The following is an 18,654-nucleotide window of genomic DNA, read 5'->3' on the forward strand; positions in this document are numbered from 1 at the left end:
CAAGGGAGCCGGCGATGTCCACCGCCATCGACCAAGCCGTCCACGCCCGCCTCATCGCGACCGCACCACGGTCGCGGATGATCCCGGCGGCCCTGCGCTACGACCGCACCGACCCGTTCGCGGTGCGCGTGGTGTTTCCCCCCATCGCGTCACTGGACGGGGCGGAGGCGGAGTGGTCCTTCGCCCGCGACCTGCTGGAGGCGGGGCTGCGCGAGCCGTCCGGGACCGGCGATGTCCACATCTGGCCGTGCGGCCCGGACGCCACGATGCTGGAGTTCCACACCGCCGACGGGGTGGCGATGGTGCAGTTCGGCACGCGGGACCTCTGGCACTTCCTGGCCCGGTCGTACGAACTCGTCCCGAAAGGCGGCGAAATGCACCACCTCGATGTGGACGGCGATCTCGCCGCCCTGCTGCGCGGCGCCTAGGTGCCATGACCGGCGATGTCTGCCCCGTGCGGAGCGTCGTCCGGTGCGTGCGGTCGCAAGGCGGCCGGAAATCCTTGCAGCGGAGCTACCAGGGCTCTCGGCCGACGCGGCGAGCGTGCGTGCTGGCGGCGCGACGGGGCAGAGCTCGCCGGGAGGGGCACTGGCGCGCCCGTGGCGCGGACGCGGCTGCCGGTGCGGCGGCGGAAGGCGGCGCTGGGAGGGGCGGGCAGGAGACGGGGACGGCCGGCGGCGGGGCGCCTGGACGGGCCGCCGGCTGGTCATGGCGCACAGCCGGTGCGGGACCGGTTCCCCGCCCGGTGGAGTCCGCCGGGCGGGGAACCCGAAGCCGCATACGTCCGTTGTCGGTTGTGCGAGGGCGAGCGGCAGCGGCCGCCCGGCCGTCGCGCTCGGGCCGGTCAGCCCGCCTGCCCGGCGGGCGCGGCCGACGTGGCGGCGGCCGGCTGTGCGCCCGCGCGGCGGTCCAGCCGGGCGTCGGTCAGCGCCGCGCCGAGCGAGACCAGTCCGAGCGCGGCACCCACCCAGCCGACCGAGGGGAGCCCGAGGCCGGCGCCGATCGCCAGGCCGCCCAGCAGCGGTGCCACCGTGATCCCCAGCTGCATCGCCGAGACGTTCGCCGCCCCGGCCAGGGTCGGCGCGCCGACCGCGATCGTGAACACCCGGGAGAGCACCGGCGGGTTGACAAGGAATCCGGTCAGTCCGAGCAGGAACACCAGCGGGATCGTGGCCGCCAGGTGGCTGCCCAGCAGGGCCAGTGCGACGGAGACGACGGCCATGCCGAGGATCCCGGCGTACAGCGTCGGGAAGGGGTGCCGGTCCGAGGTCCGCCCGCCGATGGTCAGCCCGGCGAAGGCGCCGGTCCCGAACAGCGACAGTACGGCCGGTACCCAGCCGGCGGGCAGCCCGCCGCTGTCGGTCAGCAGCGCGCCCAGGTAGCTGAACGACACCATGTACGCCGCAGTGGTCAGCATGGTGTTGCCGTAGGCCACCCAGAGCCTGGGCCGGGCCATCGCGCGCAGCTCGGCGCCCCGGTCGGGAGCCGCGTCCTGGCCGCGGTCGGTGCCGGGCGTCGTCAGCCGCACCGCGATCGCGGTCGCCGCGGTCAGCGCGGCCACCGCCCAGAACCCCGCGCGCCATCCGGAGTGTTCACCGATCAGCGTGCCGGCCGGACCGCCGGCGACCATGGCCAGGCTCAGCCCGGTGACCACCACCGACAGCGCCCTGGCGGTGCGGTCCGGCGGGACCATGCGGATCGCGGTCGCCGACGCGGCCGCCCAGAATCCGGCGTACGCCACTCCGCTGACCGCGCGGGCGGCCAGCAGCGCCCCGTACCCGGGCATGAGCAGGCCGAACGCGATGGCGACGACGAAGAGCGTCTGGCAGACCAGCAGGGTGGTGCGCGGGGGCCACCGCAGGGTCAGCACCGCCAGCGGCGGGGCGCCCAGCAGCACGCCGACCGCGAACGCGGAGATCAGGGTGCCGGCCGTCGGCAGCGACACCCGGAGGTCACCCGCGATGTCCGACAGCACTCCGACGATCAGGAACTCCGAGGTGCCCATGGCGAAGAGGCTCAGGCCGAGCAGGTAGACCGCTACGGGTATCCCGCGTTGCGCTGTGTGCTGCTCGTCCACACTGTCTCCGGGTGCTGAGGGCATGACAGGGTCTCTCCCTTGTCTTGTCGGTGCGGTGCCGGACAGGGGCTGTGGATACGGGGCGGGGCGGTCCGGGGCCTACTGTCGGACCGGGTGGCGGGAAGCGACCGGGGTGCTGTCGCACGGGGTGCGCGACAGCCGAGGGGCACGGCACGGCGACCGGGGCACCGGGGGCGCCGGTCCGTCCGACGGCCGGTCAGAGCCACGACGTACGCGGCGGTCCCGGCCCGCCGGCCCGTCCCCGCGGGAGCACTGCCGGCGCGGCGTGCGGAGCGGCCGGGCCCGCGCCGGCCACGACGACGCGTCCGGATTCCGCAGCTGTCCCACTCATCGCGCTCCTCTCCGACCGCAGAGTGCTGTCGGTGGCAAGTCCACGACGATATTTATTGCTGTTTCCGGGACAGGCGCGGTGCAATGGGCGGGTGGAACACTCTCCTGCCATCGCCCAGGCCCTGACCGAAGTCGGCCCCCGCCTCAAGCGGCTGCGCACCCAGCGCAGCGTCACACTGGCGGCGCTGTCCGAGGCCACCGGTATCTCCAAGAGCACCCTGTCCCGGCTGGAATCCGGCCAGCGCCGCCCCAGCCTGGAACTCCTGCTGCCCATCGCCCAGGCCCACCAGGTCCCCCTCGACGAACTCGTCGGCGCCCCCGAGGTCGGCGACCCCCGTATCCGCCTCGCCGCCAAGCAGGTGAACGGCAACATGGTCCTGCCCCTGACCCGGCAGCCCGGCCCGCTCCAGACCTTCAAAATGGTGATCCCGGAGACCCAGAGCACGCCCGAGGTGTGCACCCATGAAGGCTATGAGTGGGTCTACGTCCTCTCCGGACGCCTGCGGCTGATCCTGGCCGATCACGATCTGGTCCTGGACGCCGGTGAGGCCGCCGAGTTCGACACCCGGCTGCCGCACTGGTTCGGCAGCACCGGGAACGGCGCCGTCGAACTCCTCAGCCTCTTCGGCCGGCAGGGCGAACGCATGCATGTCCGCGCCAGGCCCCACCGGCGCCACAAGTCCGGCCATGAGACGGGCCGTGAACCGGGCCATGGGCACGGCCACGACCACAACCACCATCACAGTCCCGGCCACAGCCACAGTCACAGCCATGGCCACTGACGCGGCGTCGATTCCCGGCCTGCCGCTGACCCCGCGGCCGGCCTGCGGACCTGCCCGGTTCCCGGCGCAGCGGAGGCAATCCTTCGGTCATCCCTTCGGCGGCACCGTATTGAGGCCGCCGTCCGTCGCTTCTATGTTCTGGCGAGGACAACGGCACAACGACCATGAACCGCCTCGCGCCGCGCACGGAGCTGCTGTCCCGGGACAGCGAGCGCCCGCCGGGCGGTGTACCTCGCCGCCACCCGAACCGGGTTTGCGTCGTGGACAACGGATGGCCAATCGGAGGTGGCACGATGACGGACACGGTTCCCACCATGTACGAATGGATCGGCGGCGCGGAGCGGCTGGAGCGGCTGACCGAGGAGTTCTACCGGCGGGTCCGCGAGGACGAGATACTCGCCCCGCTTTTCGCCCGCATGGCGGATGACCACCCCCAGCATGTCGCGGTCTGGCTCGGCGAGGTCTTCGGCGGGCCGGAAGCCTATACCGAGGGGCACGGCGGTTTTCCGCATATGCTCTCCCGGCACCGCGGCCGGGGCATCCGGCCGGAGCAGCGGGAGCGCTGGGTAAAACTCTTCATGGAGGCCGCCGACCACGTCGGAGTGCCCACCGACGCCGAATTCCGGTCCGCGTTCGTGGGCTATGTGGAATTCGGCTCGCGCCGCGCCATGGCCAATTCGCAGCTGGACGCGAAGCCGGCCACCCGGGAAACCATCAAGACCTGGGGCTGGGGTGAGGCGCCCCCCGGCACCGACTGAGCTCCGCCGGTCCCGTGCCTCACCGACGACGGGACGGCCGGGCCGGGGGCGCCGGTGTACGACGTCGAGGTGAGGACGGGCGGGACCGCGGGCACGGTGCGGCGCCGGGCGACGGCTCGTCCGGCGGGCCCGCCGTGCCCGGACACCGCACCGGACGGACATCGGGCAGCCGCGCGGGGCGTTGCGCGGGCGACGGCGCTCCGCGCGGTGCGCCGAGTACGCACGTCACGGGCCGGCCCTCGCGCACGCCAGTGCCGTGACCGGCAGTGTCCGCCCCGTGAGGAGCGTCGTCCGGTGCGTGCGATCGCGAGGCGGCCGGAAGTCCTTGTACCGGAGCTACCAGGACTTCTGGCCACCGCGGCGAGCGTGCGTGCTGGGCGGCCCGACGGGGCAGAGCCTGCCGGGAGAGGCACCAGGACCGGCTCCGCGGACATCCTTCGGCCGCCGAACTCCCGGCGTTTTCCCATGAGTTCACTTCAGGGTGCGTGAATCCGATCACGTAGCTGACACGCGGCCGGGCGTCGCGCCGGCGAGCGGGGGCACGGTGGGGTTACAGGACCGCCTCGCCCAGCCGTCGCGCGAGGCTCCGGACGAGGCGGCGGCCGTCGAGCACGACGGCAGGTCGTGGACCTGAGGCCGGTTGCGCCGCCACGCGCGCGCCGTCGACGAGCTGCTGACCGCCACGGGCGTGGTGGCGAAGGGCCGGGCCGGTTCCGGAGAACCGGCCCGAGCAGGTAGCGGTGCCGGCCGCCGTGCTCCCGTCCCGCTCAGCCCGCTGCATCCAGCCGCCCGGCCGAGGGGCGGGCCCCCAGGGCCCGGCCGGAGCACGTGTACACCATCGGCAGCCGCGAACTCGGCTGACCGGTACGGGGCCAGTGGCTGCCGCCGTCCGCGCCGGAGCCCGAGACCAGCACAGCACGGACATCGAGAGGACCAGAGGTGCCAGAAATGGCGGAATGGAACGCGGCACAGCTCAAGGCACGCCGGACGCTGATGCGGCGGCTGTTCGGTTCGAGGATCACCGAGGTCGTGAGCCTGGCGGCCAGGATGGATCTCCCCGACGCGATCGGGGAGGGCGAGTCGGACGCCACCGATCTCGCCCGGCGGTACGAGATCGCCCCGGAGCAGATGAACCGGCTGCTCCGGGCGCTCGCGAGTCTGGGACTGTGTGAGGAACGTGCCCCGGGGAGGTTCGCGCTCACCGACGTCGGGTCCCTGCTGCGCAAGGAGCACCCGGGCTCCCTGTACGACTTCGCGCGGTTCCACACCGCACCGCAGACGCTGCGCCCCTGGACCCGTCTGGAGGACAGCATCCGCACCGGGCGCACCGCCTTCGACGAGCACTTCGGCAGGCCGCTCTACGAATATCTCGCCGATGAACCGGAACTGACGGCGCTGTTCAACGCGGCCATGAGCGAGGAGAGCCGCGAAACGGCCGACACGGTGGTCGAGCACTTCGACTTCGGCCCGTTCACCACGGTGACCGACATCGGCGGCGGCGACGGCACGCTGATCACCGCGATCCTGGAACGCCATCCCGGGCTGAACGGCGTGATCTTCGAAACCGTCGAGGGGGCCGCCCAGGCCGCCGGCACCCTCAAGGCCGCGGGGCTGGACGGGCGGTGCGCGGTCGCCACCGGGGACTTCTTCGACGCCGTACCGGCGGGCTCGGATCTGTACGTGATCAAGAGCGTCATCCACAACTGGAACGACGAGCGCGCGGCCGCCATCCTGCGCAACTGCCGTGCGGCGATGTCCGCGGAGAGCCGGCTGCTGATCATCGATGTCGTGCTGCCCGAGCTGGTGACCCCGGACACCGTGGGGCTGGACCCCTACATCAAGGACCTTCAGATGCTGGTACTCGTCGGCGGGAAGGAACGCACGCGCGCCGATTTCGACCAGCTGTGCGCGCAGGCCGGACTCGCCGTCACCAAGGTGGTGCCGCTGCCGTCCCATGTCGGTCTCAGCGTCATCGAGATCGCGCCGGTCTGACCCGTTCGCCGCGGGGTACGCCGCCGGGGCCGCCGCGATGGCGGCCGCGGCGGCGTACCGCGACGTCCGGCCCCCGTAGGCCGGCCCGCACCGTTCGGTCAGCGCGCCCGTACTGTACGGATACCTCCGGCCTGCCCCTCCCCTGCCACCGCAGCACCGCACAGCGGCGCCCCGCCCCGGCGGTTTCTGAGCCGCGAAGCTGCCACGACGGTGAATTGTCACGACGGGTGATCATTGATCGCGCGCCGCCCTTTTTTTTCCTCGTCCGCGGGCGAGTCGAACAGGTTCGCCAGATGCAGATCCAGCAGTTCCAGCGCCTGCTGCGGGCCGTGTACGTCCAGCAGGAGGTAGGTGGAGAGCCCGTCGACCAGGCTGATCAGCAGCATCGCCGTGTCCTCGGTGGCGCGTTCCGGCGGCAGTTCGCCCCGTTCCGCGGCCAGCCGCAGCTGGTCGGCGAAGAAGGCGCGCAGTACGGGGATGCCGTCCCTGGCCTCGGCCCGTAGCTGCTCGTCGTGCACGGCGCGGGCGAAGTAGGCGACGCCGACGAGCGCCCCGACGCGGCTCTTCGCGTCCAGCGGGAGCATCCCCGTCAGGCAGGCGCGCAGCACCAGGCGCGGGGACGGTTCGGCGCCGGCCGCCTCGACGCTCGCGCGGATCCGGTCACCGGCCAGCTGGTTGATCCGCCGCAGCGCGAAGGCGAGCATCTCGTCCTTGGTGCGGAAGTAGTGCTGGAGCCGGCCGAGCGAGATGCCGGCCTCGGCGGCGACATCGCGCAGGCTCGCACCGTCCAGGCCCCGGGTGCTCGCGATCCGCCAGAGCGCCCCGGAGATCTCCTGCCGTCTGGCCTCGTGGTCCACCTTCTTGGGCACCGATGCCCCCTTCCTCCGCTCAGCGGCCGGTTCCGCTGCCTGGTGGCCGGGTACGGACATCCGGCCGGCGCACTTTTACAAGTCGCTTGTACCGTTATAACGTACCGGCAATCAATACGATTGACCTGGAAACCGGTGACCCTGATGCCCGAGCACCCCGCGCCACTCCTGCGCCCGCCCCGCCATCGCGTCGATCCCCGCGCCCGCGCCTGGTGGACCCGCCAGGCGCTGCTGACGCTCAGCGGCCCGCTGCTGCTCACCGCGCTGGCCCTGGCGGTGCTCTGTGTGCTGTTCTTCCCCGGCGCGCTGCCGTGGCTGGGCCCGCTGCTGCTGGCCGTGCTCGTACTGCCCGCCCTCGGCTACCCCCTGGTGATGCCGCGCCTGCGGTACACCGTCCACGCCTGGGAGCTGGGTGAGCGCGCGGTCTACGCGGCGGGCGGCTGGCTCTGGCAGCAGCGGCGGATCGCGCCGCTGTCCCGGGTGCAGACGGTGGACACCGTGCGCGGCCCCCTCCAGCGGCGCTACGGGCTGGCGACGGTGACCGTCACCACCGCCTCCACCGCGGGCGACATCAAGATCGCGGGATTGTCCGACGCCGATGCCGAGGAGTTGTCGCGCCGGATCGGCGAGGCCGCGCAGGACGTGCCGGGTGATGCCGCATGAGCGCCCCCGAGCCCGCTCCCGCTCCCGCTCCCGGCGGACCGCCGCCGTGGCGCCGGCTGGATCCGCGCACCCTGCTGGTGCACTGCGGCTGGCTGGCCGCGCCGCTCGGCTCGCTCGCGCTCACCGCGCTGGCCACCGGGGGCCGGATCGGCACCGGGGCCCGCATCACGCTGGCCGCCATCGCCGCCTCGTTCGCCGTCGTCACCGCGCTCGGCCTGATCCGCTGGGCCCGGACGGACTTCCGGGTCACCCACGACACCCTCGACGTACGGAGCGGGCTGCTGACCCGGCGGCTGCGCAGTGTGCCGCTGCACCGCATCCGCACCGTCGATCTGACGGCCTCACCGCTGCACCGGCTGCTGGGCGTCACCGTGCTGCGCGCCGGTACCGCGGGTTCCGCGGACGGCGGGAGCGAGCTGACGCTGGAGGCGCTCGCGATACCCGAGGCGGACCGGCTGCGCACCGCGCTGCTCGCGCACGCCGACACCGAGGCGGCGGGCGAGAACCCGGTGCTGGCCCGCGTCAACTGGCGCTGGCTGCGGTACGCGCCGCTCACCTTCTGGGTCGTCGGCGGGGTGTTCCTCGTGCTGGGCGCCGGCTACCGGGCGCTGGACGGCATCGGCATCGAGCCGTGGAAACTGGGCTTCGTCCAGCGGGCGTTCCGGGAGTTCGGATCGAGCATGCTGTGGCTGACCGTCCCCGCGGTGCTGCTCGCCATCGTCGCCCTGGGCTCGGCCGGCGCCCTCGTCCACTACGTCGAGGGCTGGTGGAACTACACCCTGGAGTGGGCCGACGCGCGCACGCTGCGGGTGCGCCACGGACTGCTCACCACCCGCTCGGTCACCATCGAACGGGCCCGGCTGCGCGGGGTACTGCTCCGCGAACCGCTGCTGCTGCGGGCCGGCGGGGGTGCGACGGTCCGCGCGGTGGCGGGCGGGCTCGGCGACCGCGAGGAGAACCGGCGGCGCAGCGCGCTGCTGCCGCCCGCGCCCCGCCGGGAGGCGCTGCGGGTGGCGGGCGGCGCCCTCCGGTCCCCCTTCCCCGATCCGGAGCTGACGCCGCGGACCGGTCAGGCACCGGACGCGCTGACCCGGCATCCGCGGGTCGCCCTGCGCCGGCGGCGGACGCGCGGCCTGCTCTTCGCGGTCCTGCCCGGCACGGCCGTCCTCGCGGGCCTCGGGGTGGCGTTCACGCCCGTGCTGCTGCACTGCGCCTGGATCTACGCCGTCCTCACGACGCCGGCCGTGTGGTGGCTGGCCCACGACGCGTACCGCAATCTGGGGCACGGCGTACGCGACCGCCATCTGGTCGTCCGCTCGGGCACCTTCAGCCGCGACACCCTCGCCCTCCAGCGCGAGGCGGTCATCGCCTGGACGTTCACCACCTCCCCGTTCACCCGCCGCGCCGGCCTCGTCGCCCTCACCGCGGCGGTCGCGGCGGGCGAGGACGGCTACCGCATCCCGGACATCGCCGCCGACTACGCCCCGGCCTTCGCCGCGAGGGCCGCCCCCGGAATCCTGGAGGAATTCCTGCTGCGTCCGGACGAGGCGCCGCAGGAGGTTCCGGCGTACGGCGCACCCGGCGCGAAGCACGCGAAGCGGGTGCGGAGGGGGGCGAGGGGAGCCACCGGATAGGCGAGGCGGCCGGGTCCGGCCGCGGGCGGCATCAACTCCCCCGGGAACTCCGGAAGTTCAGTGAGGCGGCGGGCCAGGTGCGTGGCGCGGTCGGGCGCGCGGGCATCGGTCGCACGGAAGACGTAGAAGCAGCTGATTTCGGCATATATCGCGCATTCCCACTGGATTCGCGGGTACGGCCGTGCTTCCGTATCCATTTCCGGGCCCTGCCCGCTACCCCGATTCACACCCGGGATTCACAACATGACGCAGATCACACACCTGTCGCATGCACGGCGGGCACGGGCGCGCCGTCCTACTCCATGCGCCATGCCCATGACCCGACACCGTGAGGGAGCCGCCGCGATGGACCGAGTCATCGATCAAGCCGTCCAGGTCCGTCTCATCGCGACGGCGCCCGGCCCGCACGCGGTGCCCGCGGTGCTGCACTATCACCTCGCCGATCCGCTCGCGGTCCGGATGTCGTTCCCGCCGGAGATCTCACTGGACGGCGTCGCGGTGGACTGGGCGTTCGCCCGGGAACTGCTCGCCGAGGGACTGTCCTCCCCGGCCGGCCGGGGGGATGTGCGGGTACGGCCGTGCGGCCCGGACCGCACCGTGATGGAGTTCCACGCGGACGAGGGCATCGCCATGGTCCAGCTGGACACCGCGGACGTCCGGCAGTTCCTGACGCGCTCCTACGCGGTGGTGCCGGCGGGACGTGAGCCGGCGCATCTGGGCGTCGAGCGCGGTCTCGCGGAGCTGTTCGGCGCGGCGTGAGGCGGCACCGGCGGCGGGGCCCGACGCCCGGCCGGCACCGCCCGGTCCGCCCGCCCCACCGCCCCCACCGTTCGGCACGGTCAGCGCTGCGGGAAGCCGAAGCCGTAACCCTGCTGCTGCATCCACGGCAGCAGCTGGTCCAGCGCCGTCACCGTCCGGGCGCGGTTGCCGCCGCCGTCGTGGAAGAGGACGGTCGGGCCGTTCGGCAGCTCACCGCGTACGGTCGCCTCGATCGTCGCGACGCTGCCGCCCTCGAAGTCCTTGCTGTCGACGTTCCAGCCCAGCGGGCGCATACCGTGTGCCGCGGCGAGCTGCCTGCTGTAGGGGGTGAAGGCGCCGCCGGGCGCGCGGTAGTACTCCACCTCCGCACCACCCGCCGCGTCCTCGATCATCTTCCGGGCGTCGAGGATCTGCTGCGACTGGTAGCTCTGCGACCGGTGGTCCATGGCGGTGTTGTGGTCCATGGTGTGGTCGCAGAGCTTGTGGCCCGCGGCCACGACCTTCTTGACCAGCTCCGGATGGGCCCGAGCCTGCGGGCCGATCATGCAGAACACCGCCTTGACGTCGTACTTCTTCAGCACCGCGAGCACCTTCGGGGTCCAGACCGGGTCCGGGCCGTCGTCGATGGTGATGTTCAGGCTGCGGCCCGGCCGGTCCGAGGCGTGCACGATGGACGGGTCGATCTTGGCGGCCGCGGGGGTCCGGCCGGCCTGCTGCCCCGTTTCCGGGGCGTCGGCGCGGGCCTGGGAACCGTCGCCGGACGGGGTGAAGGCGAGCGCCCCCGCGACCACGAGCGACACCACCGCTGCCGCCGCCGCTCCGATGATGCCGCCCTGGATGCCGAAGCGCCGTGCCATGTGAACCCCGTCCCTTGTGCCGTGCTCGTGTGCGTACCGTATGACAGCGGGCCCGTGCGTATGCCGGCCGCCCTGCACCACGACAGATGCTCAGAATTCCGGGCAGGCTCCCCCTGTTACGGATCCATCATGAAACTTATTGATACTGAACCCATGCCACGTGTACTTCTGATCGAAGATGACGCCGCCGTACGGGACGGAGTGACACTCGCGCTCCGGCGGCGCGGTCACGAAGTGGAGGCCGCGGCCAGCGGCGAGGAGGGCCTCGACGTCCTGCCGGCCTTCCGCCCCGACATCGTCCTGCTGGACCTGATGCTGCCCGGCAAGGACGGTTTCCAGGTCTGCCGGCTGATCCGCGCCGAACGCCAGCTGCCGATCATCATGCTCACCGCCCGCGGTGACGACCTGGACGTGGTCCTCGGCCTGGAGGCCGGCGCCGACGACTACATCATCAAGCCCGCCCGCGGCGAGGTCCTGGAGGCCCGGATCCGCGCCGTGCTGCGCCGTACCGCGCTGCCCGCCGACGGTGCGCCGGCCGTCACCGAACCGGGTCCGTCCCCGGTCGAGACCTACGGCGAGCTGGCCATCGACCGGGCCGGTCTGGTCGTCACCAAGGCCCGCAAGGACCTGCCGCTGGCGCCGTCGGAGATGAAGCTGCTGCTGTTCCTGTCCGCCACTCCGGGGCAGGTCTTCAGCCGCCAGCAACTGCTCGAACACGTCTGGGAGCACAGCTACCACGGCGATGCGCGGCTGGTCGACGCCTGTGTGATGCGGCTGCGGACGAAGATAGAGGACACCCCGCGCAGCCCCCGTTACGTCCAGACCGTGCGCGGCTTCGGCTACCGCTTCGGACCACTGTGAGGCGCCTGGCCCGCCTCGTACCGACCCGCTCGCAGCTGGGCGGGCTGCGGGCCCGGCTGGTCGTCGCCTTCCTGCTGGTCGCCGCCGTGAGCGCGCTGACCACCGCGGGGCTGACCTACCGCGAGGCCCGTAACGCCATCCTCCAGCGTTCCCAGGACGCCGCCGTCAACGATCTGCGGGCGCAGGTCAATTCGCTGGCGCCGGAGCTCGCGGTGCCGCCCTCCCAGGCCGATCTGGACTCCTTCCGGGTGCAGCTGGAGCGCTCCGGGAAGTCCCGGGACTGGGACGTCTCCGTCTCCTACCACGGTCTGCCGGAGAGCAGCGAAGGCGGTCTGCGCCGCGATGTGGTGATGCCCGCGGGCGTCCTCGACTCGGTCGAGAAGCGCCATGTGCCGGTCTTCCAGCGGGTGGACCGCGGCGGCGATCCCTGGCTGCTGATCGGGATGCCGGTCCGGGAGTCGAGCGGTGCGGCGTCGCCGCTGTCCGTCTACGCCCAGCTGCCGCTGCGGGCCGAGGAGGCCAATGTCGAGGCGCTGGTGAGCGCCGCACGCGGCGGGGCCGTGCCGGTGCTCGCGCTGGCCGTGATCCCGGCCCTGCTCGCCGCGCGCGGTGTGCTGCGGCCCGTACGGGGGCTGCGGCAGGCCGCCGGGCGGATCGCCGAGGGCAAGCTGGACACCCGGCTGGAGGTGAAGGGCGCCGACGAACTGGCCGATCTGTCCCGCACCTTCAACGACATGGCCGCGAAGCTGGAGGAGAGCGTGGCCGAGCTGCGCCGGCTGGAGTCCAACGCCCGGCGGTTCGCGGCCGATGTCTCGCACGAGCTGCGTACGCCGCTGGCGGCGATGGCCGCGGTCACCGATGTCCTCGACGAGGATGCCGAGTCCCTCGACCCCGACACCGCCGCCGCGGTCCGGCTGATCAGCCAGGAGACCGGCAAGCTGGCCCGGATGGTGGAGGACCTGATGGAGGTCTCCCGGTTCGACGCGGGGGCCGCGGCGCTGCACCTGGACGAGGTGGACGTCGCCGAGACCATCCGCAAGACCCTTCAGGCCAGGGCCTGGCAGCAGCGGGTGACGGCGGACCTGGCGCCGGACGTACGGGCCCGGCTCGACCCCCGCCGGCTGGACGTGGTGGTCGCGAACCTGGTGGGCAACGCCCTGCACCACGGCGGCGAACCGGTCCGGGTGCTGCTGCACGCGCCCGAGCCGGGTGCGGAGCGGCTGCTGATCGAGATCTCGGACAGCGGCCCCGGCATCGACCCCGAGGTCCTGCCGCACGTCTTCGACCGCTTCTTCAAGGCGGACTCGGCCCGCGCCCGGTCCGAGGGCAGCGGCCTGGGCCTGGCCATCGCGCTGGAGAACGTCCGGCTGCACGGCGGCACGGTACGCGCCGCCAACTCCCCCGAGGGCGGCGCGGTGTTCACCGTCGATCTGCCGCTGCACCACGGTGAGCGGACCGCCACGGCCCAGGACGTGGCCACCGACGACCCGGCGGAGGACGATCCCGCCGCGGCCGCGGCGGGGTACCCGACGGCCGACGCGGTCGAGCGGGCGGCCACGTACGACGCCAAGCACCCGGCCGCCGCCCTGTCGGCCCCCGCGGCCACCGACGACGGCCGGGATGCGATGCGTCCCCCGGCCGGGAAGGAGAGCGAGGCATGAGCGCCCGCAACGCCCCGACCGCCGCGCGGGCCGGGCGGATCGCCCTGGGCGGCCTGCTGGCCGGTGCGCTGGCCGGCTGCGGCATCGCGCCCACCGATGTCATCGACGCGGGCGTGCCCGCCTCCGGGGTGAAGGCCCCGGGCCAGCCCGTCTCCGATGTCCAGCTGTTCTTCTACGGACAGTCGGGGCTCCGCTCGGCGACCCGGCCGACGAAGACGCCGGCCGGCCCGCAGAGCGCGCTCGACCTCCTGCTGGCGGGGCCGGACCACGCGGAGCGGATGCGCGGGCTCTCCAGCGTCCTGCCGAAGTTCTCCGGCCCGCTGGTCGCCGCCGAGACCGAAGGCCGGGTCCAGATCACCTTGCCGAGCATCAAGGCGCTGAACTCCGCCGCGATGAGCCAGCTGGTGTGCACCGTGGCCAACGCCCGGGTTCCCGGCCACAAACCGCCGGGGCAGGTCCTGGTGACCCTGGTGGACGCGCAGGCCCGCGTCGGCCCCATGATCTGCGGCGGCAACAACGCCTTCCCGGTCATCGAGCCCAGCCCGACGGGGTCGTCGGCCCCCACGCCGTAGGCGGCCGGGGGCCCGTGGCGGGGGCGCGTTACGGTGGAGGGAGGCACCCGCCTGGCACGAAGAGGATCGGACGGCCCTGAGACCTCGGGAGACCCACACGATGACCGAGCGCAAACCACCCGGTGTCAGCTTCGAGTCGTGGATCGACAAGCAGATCCGCGAGGCGACGGAGCGGGGTGACTTCGCCCATCTGACGGGCGCGGGCAAACCGCTCGCCGGTCTCGACAAGCCGTATGACGAGCTGTGGTGGGTCAAGGAGAAGATGAGCCGGGAGAACCTCTCGTACCTCCCGCCGACGCTCGCCCTGTGCAAGGAGGCCGAGGACGCGCTGGAGGCGGCGTCCACGGCTCCCTCGGAGGCCGCACTGCGCCGCGTCCTGACGGCCGTCAACGACAAGATCCGCGCGGCGCACCGCGTTCCGCTGGAGGGCCCGCCGCGCCCGCTCGTCCCCTTCGACATCGACGAGGTCGCCCGCGACTGGCGGGCCCGGCACGGTCGTTAGCGGCGGGCCGGCCGGCCGGACACAGCGGGCCGGCTCCTTCCGCACCGCACACCCCGCCCCGGATACGAACGGGCGCGGGACGGACGAGCACCCGGCCGACCGGACGGGTGGACCCGCGGCCGAAGAGTGCAAGGTCACAGCGGGAGCCCCTGCTCCCGCTCGTACCCGTTCCCCTAGCCTGCTGCCATGACCGCCGAGTCCCCCGAACTCCCCCTGGCCGCCGCGTTCCCGGAAGCGGACCGAGCACAGTGGCAGCGCCTCGTCGAAGGCGTGCTGCGCAAGTCGGGCGTCACCGAGGCGTCCGGCGACGCCGCCGAGGACGCGCTCGCCACCGATCTCCAGGACGGGATCCGCGTCCGCCCGCTGTACACCGCCGAGGACGGCGGAACCGCCCTGGGCCATCCCGGTTTTCCCCCGTTCGTCCGGGCCGGGCGCCCCCAGGGCGGCGCCGTCTCCGGGTGGGACGTACGTCAGCGCCACACGGACACCGATCCGCGGCGCGCCAACGCGGCGGTCCTCGCCGATCTGGAGAACGGTGTCACCTCGCTCTGGCTGACCGTCGGGGACGGCGGACTGCCGGTGTCGGGGCTGGCGACGGCCCTTGCGGGCGTCTATCTGGACCTGGCCGCGGTGGTCCTGGACGCCGGCGCGGAATTCGTCCCGGCCGCCGAGGAACTGCTGCGGCTCCACGCCGTGTCCGAAGCTCCGCTCGGCGACGCGGGCGGCGGTCTCGGCGCCGACCCGCTGGGCCTGCTCGCCCGCACCGGCGACGCCGACGCGCTCCGCTCCCATCTGGCCGCGGCCGTCCGGCTGGCGCTGCGCTGCGCGGACGAGGCGCCCGGGATGCGGGCGCTGGCCGTGGACGCGCTGCCGTACCACGAGGCGGGTGGCTCGCCCGCCCAGGAGCTGGGGACGTCGCTGGCCACCGGCGTCGCCTATCTGCGGGAGCTGACCGGGGCCGGTCTGGACGTCGACGCGGCCTGCCGGCAGCTGGAGTTCCGCTACGCCGCCACCGCGGACCAGTTCCTGACGATCGCCAAGCTGCGGGCGGCCCGCCGGCTGTGGGCGCGGGTCGCCGAGGTGTGCGGTGTGTCACCCGCCGCGTCCGCCCAGCGCCAGCACGCGGTCACCTCCTCGGTGATGATGACCCGTCGCGATCCGTGGGTGAACATGCTGCGGACGACGGTCGCCGGGCTGTCCGCCGGGGTGGGCGGCGCGTACGCGGTGACGGTGCTGCCGTTCGACGCCGCGCTGGGCCTGTCGGACGCCTTCGCCCGGCGGATCGCCCGGAACACCCAGTCCGTGCTGCTGGAGGAGTCGCATCTGTCGAAGGTGATCGACCCGGCGGGCGGTTCCTGGTACGTGGAGCGGCTCACCGAGGAGCTGGCCCGCGCGGGGTGGGCGTGGTTCCAGGAGATCGAGGGCGCGGGCGGCCAGGCCGCCGCGCTGCGCTCCGGGCTGATCGGCGAGCGGCTGGCGGCCACCTGGCAGCGGCGCTCGGCCGATCTCGCCCACCGTCGCGAACCGATCACCGGCGTCAGCGAATTCCCGTACCTCGGCGAGGTGCCGGTGGCGCGCGAGGCGGCCCCGGTGCCGGCGGGCCGGGGGTCCGGAGGACTGCCGCGGGTGCACCGGGACGATGCGTACGAACGGCTGCGGTCCCGGTCCGACGCGCACCTGGCGGCGACCGGGTCCCGCCCGAAGGTGTTCCTCGCGGCGCTGGGGCCGGCGGCGGTGCACACCGCGCGGGTCGCGTTCGCCGCCAACCTCTTCCAGGCGGGCGGTATCGAGGCGGTCCACGAACCGGCGTCGGTGGACGCCGGTTCGGTGGCCGACGCGTTCGTCCGCAGCGGGGCGGGCGTCGCGTGCCTGTGCTCGGGCGACGCGGTCTACGCCGAGCAGGCGGCGGCCGTGGCGGCCGCGCTGAAGTCGGCGGGCGCGCTGCGGGTCCATCTGGCGGGCCGGCCCGGCGAGCGCCGGGCGCACTACGTAGAGGCCGGCGTGGACTCCTTCGTCTTCGCGGGCTGCGATGCGGTCGAGGTCCTCACCTCGGCCCTGGACGTCATGGAGGTGGCGTGATGGACGACACGACGCGACGGGCGGGCGCCATCCCGGACTTCAGCACGGTCGGGCTGGGGGACGCGGGCGGGGCCGGCGGCGGGGCCGGGCGATGGGCGGACGCGGTACAGCAGGCCACCGGCAAGAGCGTCGCGGACCTGACCTGGGAGACACCCGAGGGCATCGACGTCAAACCGCTCTACACCGGGGCGGACCTCGACGGGCTGGACTTCCTGGGCACCTACCCGGGCATCGCGCCGTATCTGCGCGGCCCGTATCCGACGATGTACGTCAACCAGCCGTGGACGATCCGGCAGTACGCCGGTTTCTCCACCGCCGAGGAGTCCAACGCCTTCTACCGGCGCAATCTCGCCGCCGGCCAGAAGGGGCTGTCGGTCGCCTTCGACCTGCCCACCCACCGCGGGTACGACAGCGACCATCCGCGGGTGACCGGCGATGTCGGCATGGCGGGCGTCGCGATCGACTCGATCTACGACATGCGCCAGCTCTTCGAGGGCATCCCGCTGGACCGGATGACCGTGTCGATGACGATGAACGGCGCGGTGCTGCCGGTGCTGGCGCTGTACATCGTGGCCGCCGAGGAGCAGGGCGTACCGCCCGAGAAACTGGCCGGGACCATCCAGAACGACATCCTCAAGGAGTTCATGGTCCGCAACACCTATATCTATCCGCCGCAGCCCTCGATGCGGATCATCTCCGACATCTTCGCGTACACCGCGCAGAAGATGCCGCGCTACAACTCCATCTCGATCTCCGGCTACCACATCCAGGAGGCGGGCGCGACGGCCGACCTGGAGCTGGCGTACACCCTGGCCGACGGGGTGGAGTATCTGCGCGCGGGTCTGGCGGCGGGCATGGACGTGGACGCGTTCGCGCCGCGGCTGTCGTTCTTCTGGGCGATCGGCATGAACTTCTTCATGGAGATCGCCAAGCTGCGGGCGGCCCGGCTGCTGTGGGCCCGGCTGGTGCGGGGCTTCGACCCGAAGAACCCCAAGTCCCTGTCGCTGCGCACCCATTCGCAGACCTCGGGCTGGTCGCTGACCGCGCAGGACGTGTTCAACAACGTCACCCGGACCTGTGTGGAGGCGATGGCCGCGACCCAGGGGCACACCCAGTCGCTGCACACCAACGCGCTGGACGAGGCGCTGGCGCTGCCCACCGACTTCTCCGCCCGGATCGCCCGTAACACCCAGCTCTTCCTGCAACAGGAGTCGGGCACCTGCCGGGTCATCGACCCGTGGGGCGGCAGCGCGTACGTCGAACGGCTCACCCACGATCTGGCGCGGCGGGCCTGGCAGCACATCGAAGAGGTCGAGGCGGCCGGCGGCATGGCCAAGGCCATCGACGCGGGCATCCCGAAGCTGCGGGTCGAGGAGGCCGCGGCGCGTACCCAGGCGCGGATCGACTCGGGGCGGCAGGCCCTGATCGGCGTGAACAAGTACCGCGTGGCGAGCGACGAGGAGATCGACGTCCTCAAGGTCGACAACTCCGCGGTGCGCACCCAGCAGATCGAGAAACTGCGGCGGCTGCGCGCCGAGCGCGACGAGGACGTGTGCCAGGACGCGCTGCGGGCGCTGGCGGCGGCGGCCGGGTCCGCGCCGGGTGCGGGCCTGGCGGGCAATCTGCTGGCGCTGGCCGTGGACGCGGCCCGCGCGATGGCGACGGTCGGCGAGATCTCGGACGCCCTGGAGTCGGTGTACGGGCGGCACTCCGGTCAGATCCGTACGATCTCCGGTGTGTACCGAGACGAAGCGGGCCCCTCCTCCGGTGTGGAGCGCACCCGGGCGCTGGTGGCCGAGTTCGAGCGCGCCGAAGGGCGCCGGCCGCGCATCCTGGTGGCCAAGATGGGCCAGGACGGCCACGACCGCGGCCAGAAGGTGATCGCCACCGCCTTCGCCGACCTGGGTTTCGACGTGGATGTCGGCCCGCTGTTCCAGACCCCGGCGGAGGTGGCCCGGCAGGCGGTGGAGGCCGATGTGCACATCGTCGGAGTGTCCTCGCTGGCGGCCGGTCATCTGACGCTGGTGCCGGCGCTGCGCGAGGCACTGGCCGCGGAGGAGCGCGCGGACATCACGGTCGTGGTGGGCGGGGTGATCCCGCCGGCGGACGTGCAGACGCTGCGCGACATGGGTGCCGCCGCCGTCTTCCCGCCCGGCACGGTCATCCCCGACGCCGCCCACGACCTGGTGCGGGACCTGGCCTCGGTCCTCGGCCACGAGCTGTGAGCGGGTGCCCGT

The 18,654-nt window shown here is 73.1% G+C and carries 16 protein-coding genes; 13 read left to right on the plus strand and 3 right to left on the minus strand.

Annotation, left to right across the window (positions count from 1 at the left end; genetic code table 11):
* Window positions 1-14 precede the first annotated feature (14 nt).
* Window positions 15-428, plus strand: a complete 414-nt coding sequence (locus ACLJWH_RS13800) for an SsgA family sporulation/cell division regulator (RefSeq protein WP_411141946.1) — start codon at window positions 15-17, stop codon at window positions 426-428.
* Between the two features lie 416 nt (window positions 429-844).
* Here the strand turns inward: ACLJWH_RS13800 and ACLJWH_RS13805 are convergent, their stop codons facing one another.
* Complete coding sequence (locus ACLJWH_RS13805; RefSeq protein WP_411141947.1) at window positions 845-2,101, minus strand: Cmx/CmrA family chloramphenicol efflux MFS transporter; 1,257 nt, start codon at window positions 2,099-2,101, stop codon at window positions 845-847.
* A gap of 419 nt (window positions 2,102-2,520) precedes the next feature.
* Between ACLJWH_RS13805 and ACLJWH_RS13810 the strand changes: the two genes are divergently transcribed.
* From ACLJWH_RS13810 to ACLJWH_RS13820, 3 genes are all read left to right on the plus strand, one after another.
* Entirely contained in the window at window positions 2,521-3,210 is a 690-nt protein-coding gene (locus ACLJWH_RS13810; RefSeq protein WP_411141948.1) for a helix-turn-helix domain-containing protein, read from the plus strand.
* Between the two features lie 293 nt (window positions 3,211-3,503).
* Window positions 3,504-3,968: a group II truncated hemoglobin gene (locus ACLJWH_RS13815; protein ID WP_411141949.1), complete on the plus strand. Its 465-nt coding sequence runs from the start codon at window positions 3,504-3,506 to the stop codon at window positions 3,966-3,968.
* A gap of 948 nt (window positions 3,969-4,916) precedes the next feature.
* Window positions 4,917-5,960, plus strand: coding sequence for a methyltransferase (locus ACLJWH_RS13820; protein ID WP_411141950.1), 1,044 nt, complete (start codon window positions 4,917-4,919; stop codon window positions 5,958-5,960).
* Window positions 5,961-6,178: 218 nt separating this feature from the next.
* On the opposite strand, the gene ACLJWH_RS13825 is transcribed toward ACLJWH_RS13820, so the two are convergent.
* Entirely contained in the window at window positions 6,179-6,829 is a 651-nt protein-coding gene (locus tag ACLJWH_RS13825) for a TetR/AcrR family transcriptional regulator (protein ID WP_411141951.1), read from the minus strand.
* A gap of 144 nt (window positions 6,830-6,973) precedes the next feature.
* On the opposite strand from ACLJWH_RS13825, the gene ACLJWH_RS13830 reads away from it, so the two are divergent.
* The 3 genes from ACLJWH_RS13830 to ACLJWH_RS13840 all read left to right on the plus strand — a co-directional run bounded on the left by ACLJWH_RS13830 (window position 6,974) and on the right by ACLJWH_RS13840 (window position 9,885).
* Window positions 6,974-7,492 carry a PH domain-containing protein gene (locus tag ACLJWH_RS13830; protein ID WP_411141952.1) on the plus strand — a complete coding sequence of 173 codons (519 nt, stop codon included), beginning with the start codon at window positions 6,974-6,976 and terminating at the stop codon, window positions 7,490-7,492.
* The gene (locus tag ACLJWH_RS13835) at window positions 7,489-9,126 is read left to right on the plus strand and encodes a PH domain-containing protein (protein ID WP_411141953.1); all 1,638 of its coding nucleotides are present in this window, start codon (window positions 7,489-7,491) and stop codon (window positions 9,124-9,126) included. Before ACLJWH_RS13830 ends, ACLJWH_RS13835 begins: the two co-directional genes overlap by 4 nt.
* A gap of 345 nt (window positions 9,127-9,471) precedes the next feature.
* Window positions 9,472-9,885, plus strand: a complete 414-nt coding sequence (locus ACLJWH_RS13840; RefSeq protein WP_411141954.1) for an SsgA family sporulation/cell division regulator — start codon at window positions 9,472-9,474, stop codon at window positions 9,883-9,885.
* 80 nt (window positions 9,886-9,965) lie between these two features.
* On the opposite strand, the gene ACLJWH_RS13845 is transcribed toward ACLJWH_RS13840, so the two are convergent.
* Complete coding sequence (locus ACLJWH_RS13845; protein ID WP_411141955.1) at window positions 9,966-10,742, minus strand: polysaccharide deacetylase family protein; 777 nt, start codon at window positions 10,740-10,742, stop codon at window positions 9,966-9,968.
* A gap of 153 nt (window positions 10,743-10,895) precedes the next feature.
* On the opposite strand from ACLJWH_RS13845, the gene ACLJWH_RS13850 reads away from it, so the two are divergent.
* From ACLJWH_RS13850 to scpA, 6 genes are all read left to right on the plus strand, one after another.
* Window positions 10,896-11,603, plus strand: coding sequence for a response regulator (locus ACLJWH_RS13850; protein WP_411141956.1), 708 nt, complete (start codon window positions 10,896-10,898; stop codon window positions 11,601-11,603).
* Window positions 11,600-13,264, plus strand: coding sequence for an ATP-binding protein (locus ACLJWH_RS13855; RefSeq protein ID WP_411141957.1), 1,665 nt, complete (start codon window positions 11,600-11,602; stop codon window positions 13,262-13,264). Before ACLJWH_RS13850 ends, ACLJWH_RS13855 begins: the two co-directional genes overlap by 4 nt.
* Window positions 13,261-13,836 (plus strand): hypothetical protein, encoded by a 576-nt coding sequence (locus ACLJWH_RS13860; protein ID WP_411141958.1) that lies wholly within the window; start codon window positions 13,261-13,263, stop codon window positions 13,834-13,836. Before ACLJWH_RS13855 ends, ACLJWH_RS13860 begins: the two co-directional genes overlap by 4 nt.
* A gap of 100 nt (window positions 13,837-13,936) precedes the next feature.
* Entirely contained in the window at window positions 13,937-14,338 is a 402-nt protein-coding gene (locus tag ACLJWH_RS13865; RefSeq protein ID WP_411141959.1) for a DUF1992 domain-containing protein, read from the plus strand.
* Window positions 14,339-14,524: 186 nt separating this feature from the next.
* The gene (locus tag ACLJWH_RS13870) at window positions 14,525-16,417 is read left to right on the plus strand and encodes a methylmalonyl-CoA mutase family protein (RefSeq protein ID WP_411141960.1); all 1,893 of its coding nucleotides are present in this window, start codon (window positions 14,525-14,527) and stop codon (window positions 16,415-16,417) included.
* Window positions 16,417-18,642 (plus strand): methylmalonyl-CoA mutase, encoded by a 2,226-nt coding sequence (gene scpA / locus ACLJWH_RS13875; protein ID WP_411141961.1) that lies wholly within the window; start codon window positions 16,417-16,419, stop codon window positions 18,640-18,642. Before ACLJWH_RS13870 ends, scpA begins: the two co-directional genes overlap by 1 nt.
* The last annotated feature ends 12 nt before the right edge of the window (window positions 18,643-18,654 follow it).

This window comes from Streptomyces sp. x-80, assembly GCF_046549095.1.
Taxonomy (GTDB): domain Bacteria; phylum Actinomycetota; class Actinomycetes; order Streptomycetales; family Streptomycetaceae; genus Streptomyces; species Streptomyces celluloflavus.

Coding starts and splice junctions, on each gene's coding strand:
- ACLJWH_RS13800 (WP_411141946.1), top strand. CDS start 15: ATGTCCACCGCCATCGACCAAGCCGTCCACGCCCGCCTCATCGCGACC.
- ACLJWH_RS13805 (WP_411141947.1), bottom strand. CDS start 2,101: ATGCCCTCAGCACCCGGAGACAGTGTGGACGAGCAGCACACAGCGCAA.
- ACLJWH_RS13815 (WP_411141949.1), top strand. CDS start 3,504: ATGACGGACACGGTTCCCACCATGTACGAATGGATCGGCGGCGCGGAG.
- ACLJWH_RS13820 (WP_411141950.1), top strand. CDS start 4,917: ATGGCGGAATGGAACGCGGCACAGCTCAAGGCACGCCGGACGCTGATG.
- ACLJWH_RS13830 (WP_411141952.1), top strand. CDS start 6,974: ATGCCCGAGCACCCCGCGCCACTCCTGCGCCCGCCCCGCCATCGCGTC.
- ACLJWH_RS13835 (WP_411141953.1), top strand. CDS start 7,489: ATGAGCGCCCCCGAGCCCGCTCCCGCTCCCGCTCCCGGCGGACCGCCG.
- ACLJWH_RS13840 (WP_411141954.1), top strand. CDS start 9,472: ATGGACCGAGTCATCGATCAAGCCGTCCAGGTCCGTCTCATCGCGACG.
- ACLJWH_RS13845 (WP_411141955.1), bottom strand. CDS start 10,742: ATGGCACGGCGCTTCGGCATCCAGGGCGGCATCATCGGAGCGGCGGCG.
- ACLJWH_RS13850 (WP_411141956.1), top strand. CDS start 10,896: ATGCCACGTGTACTTCTGATCGAAGATGACGCCGCCGTACGGGACGGA.
- ACLJWH_RS13860 (WP_411141958.1), top strand. CDS start 13,261: ATGAGCGCCCGCAACGCCCCGACCGCCGCGCGGGCCGGGCGGATCGCC.
- ACLJWH_RS13865 (WP_411141959.1), top strand. CDS start 13,937: ATGACCGAGCGCAAACCACCCGGTGTCAGCTTCGAGTCGTGGATCGAC.
- ACLJWH_RS13870 (WP_411141960.1), top strand. CDS start 14,525: ATGACCGCCGAGTCCCCCGAACTCCCCCTGGCCGCCGCGTTCCCGGAA.
- scpA (WP_411141961.1), top strand. CDS start 16,417: ATGGACGACACGACGCGACGGGCGGGCGCCATCCCGGACTTCAGCACG.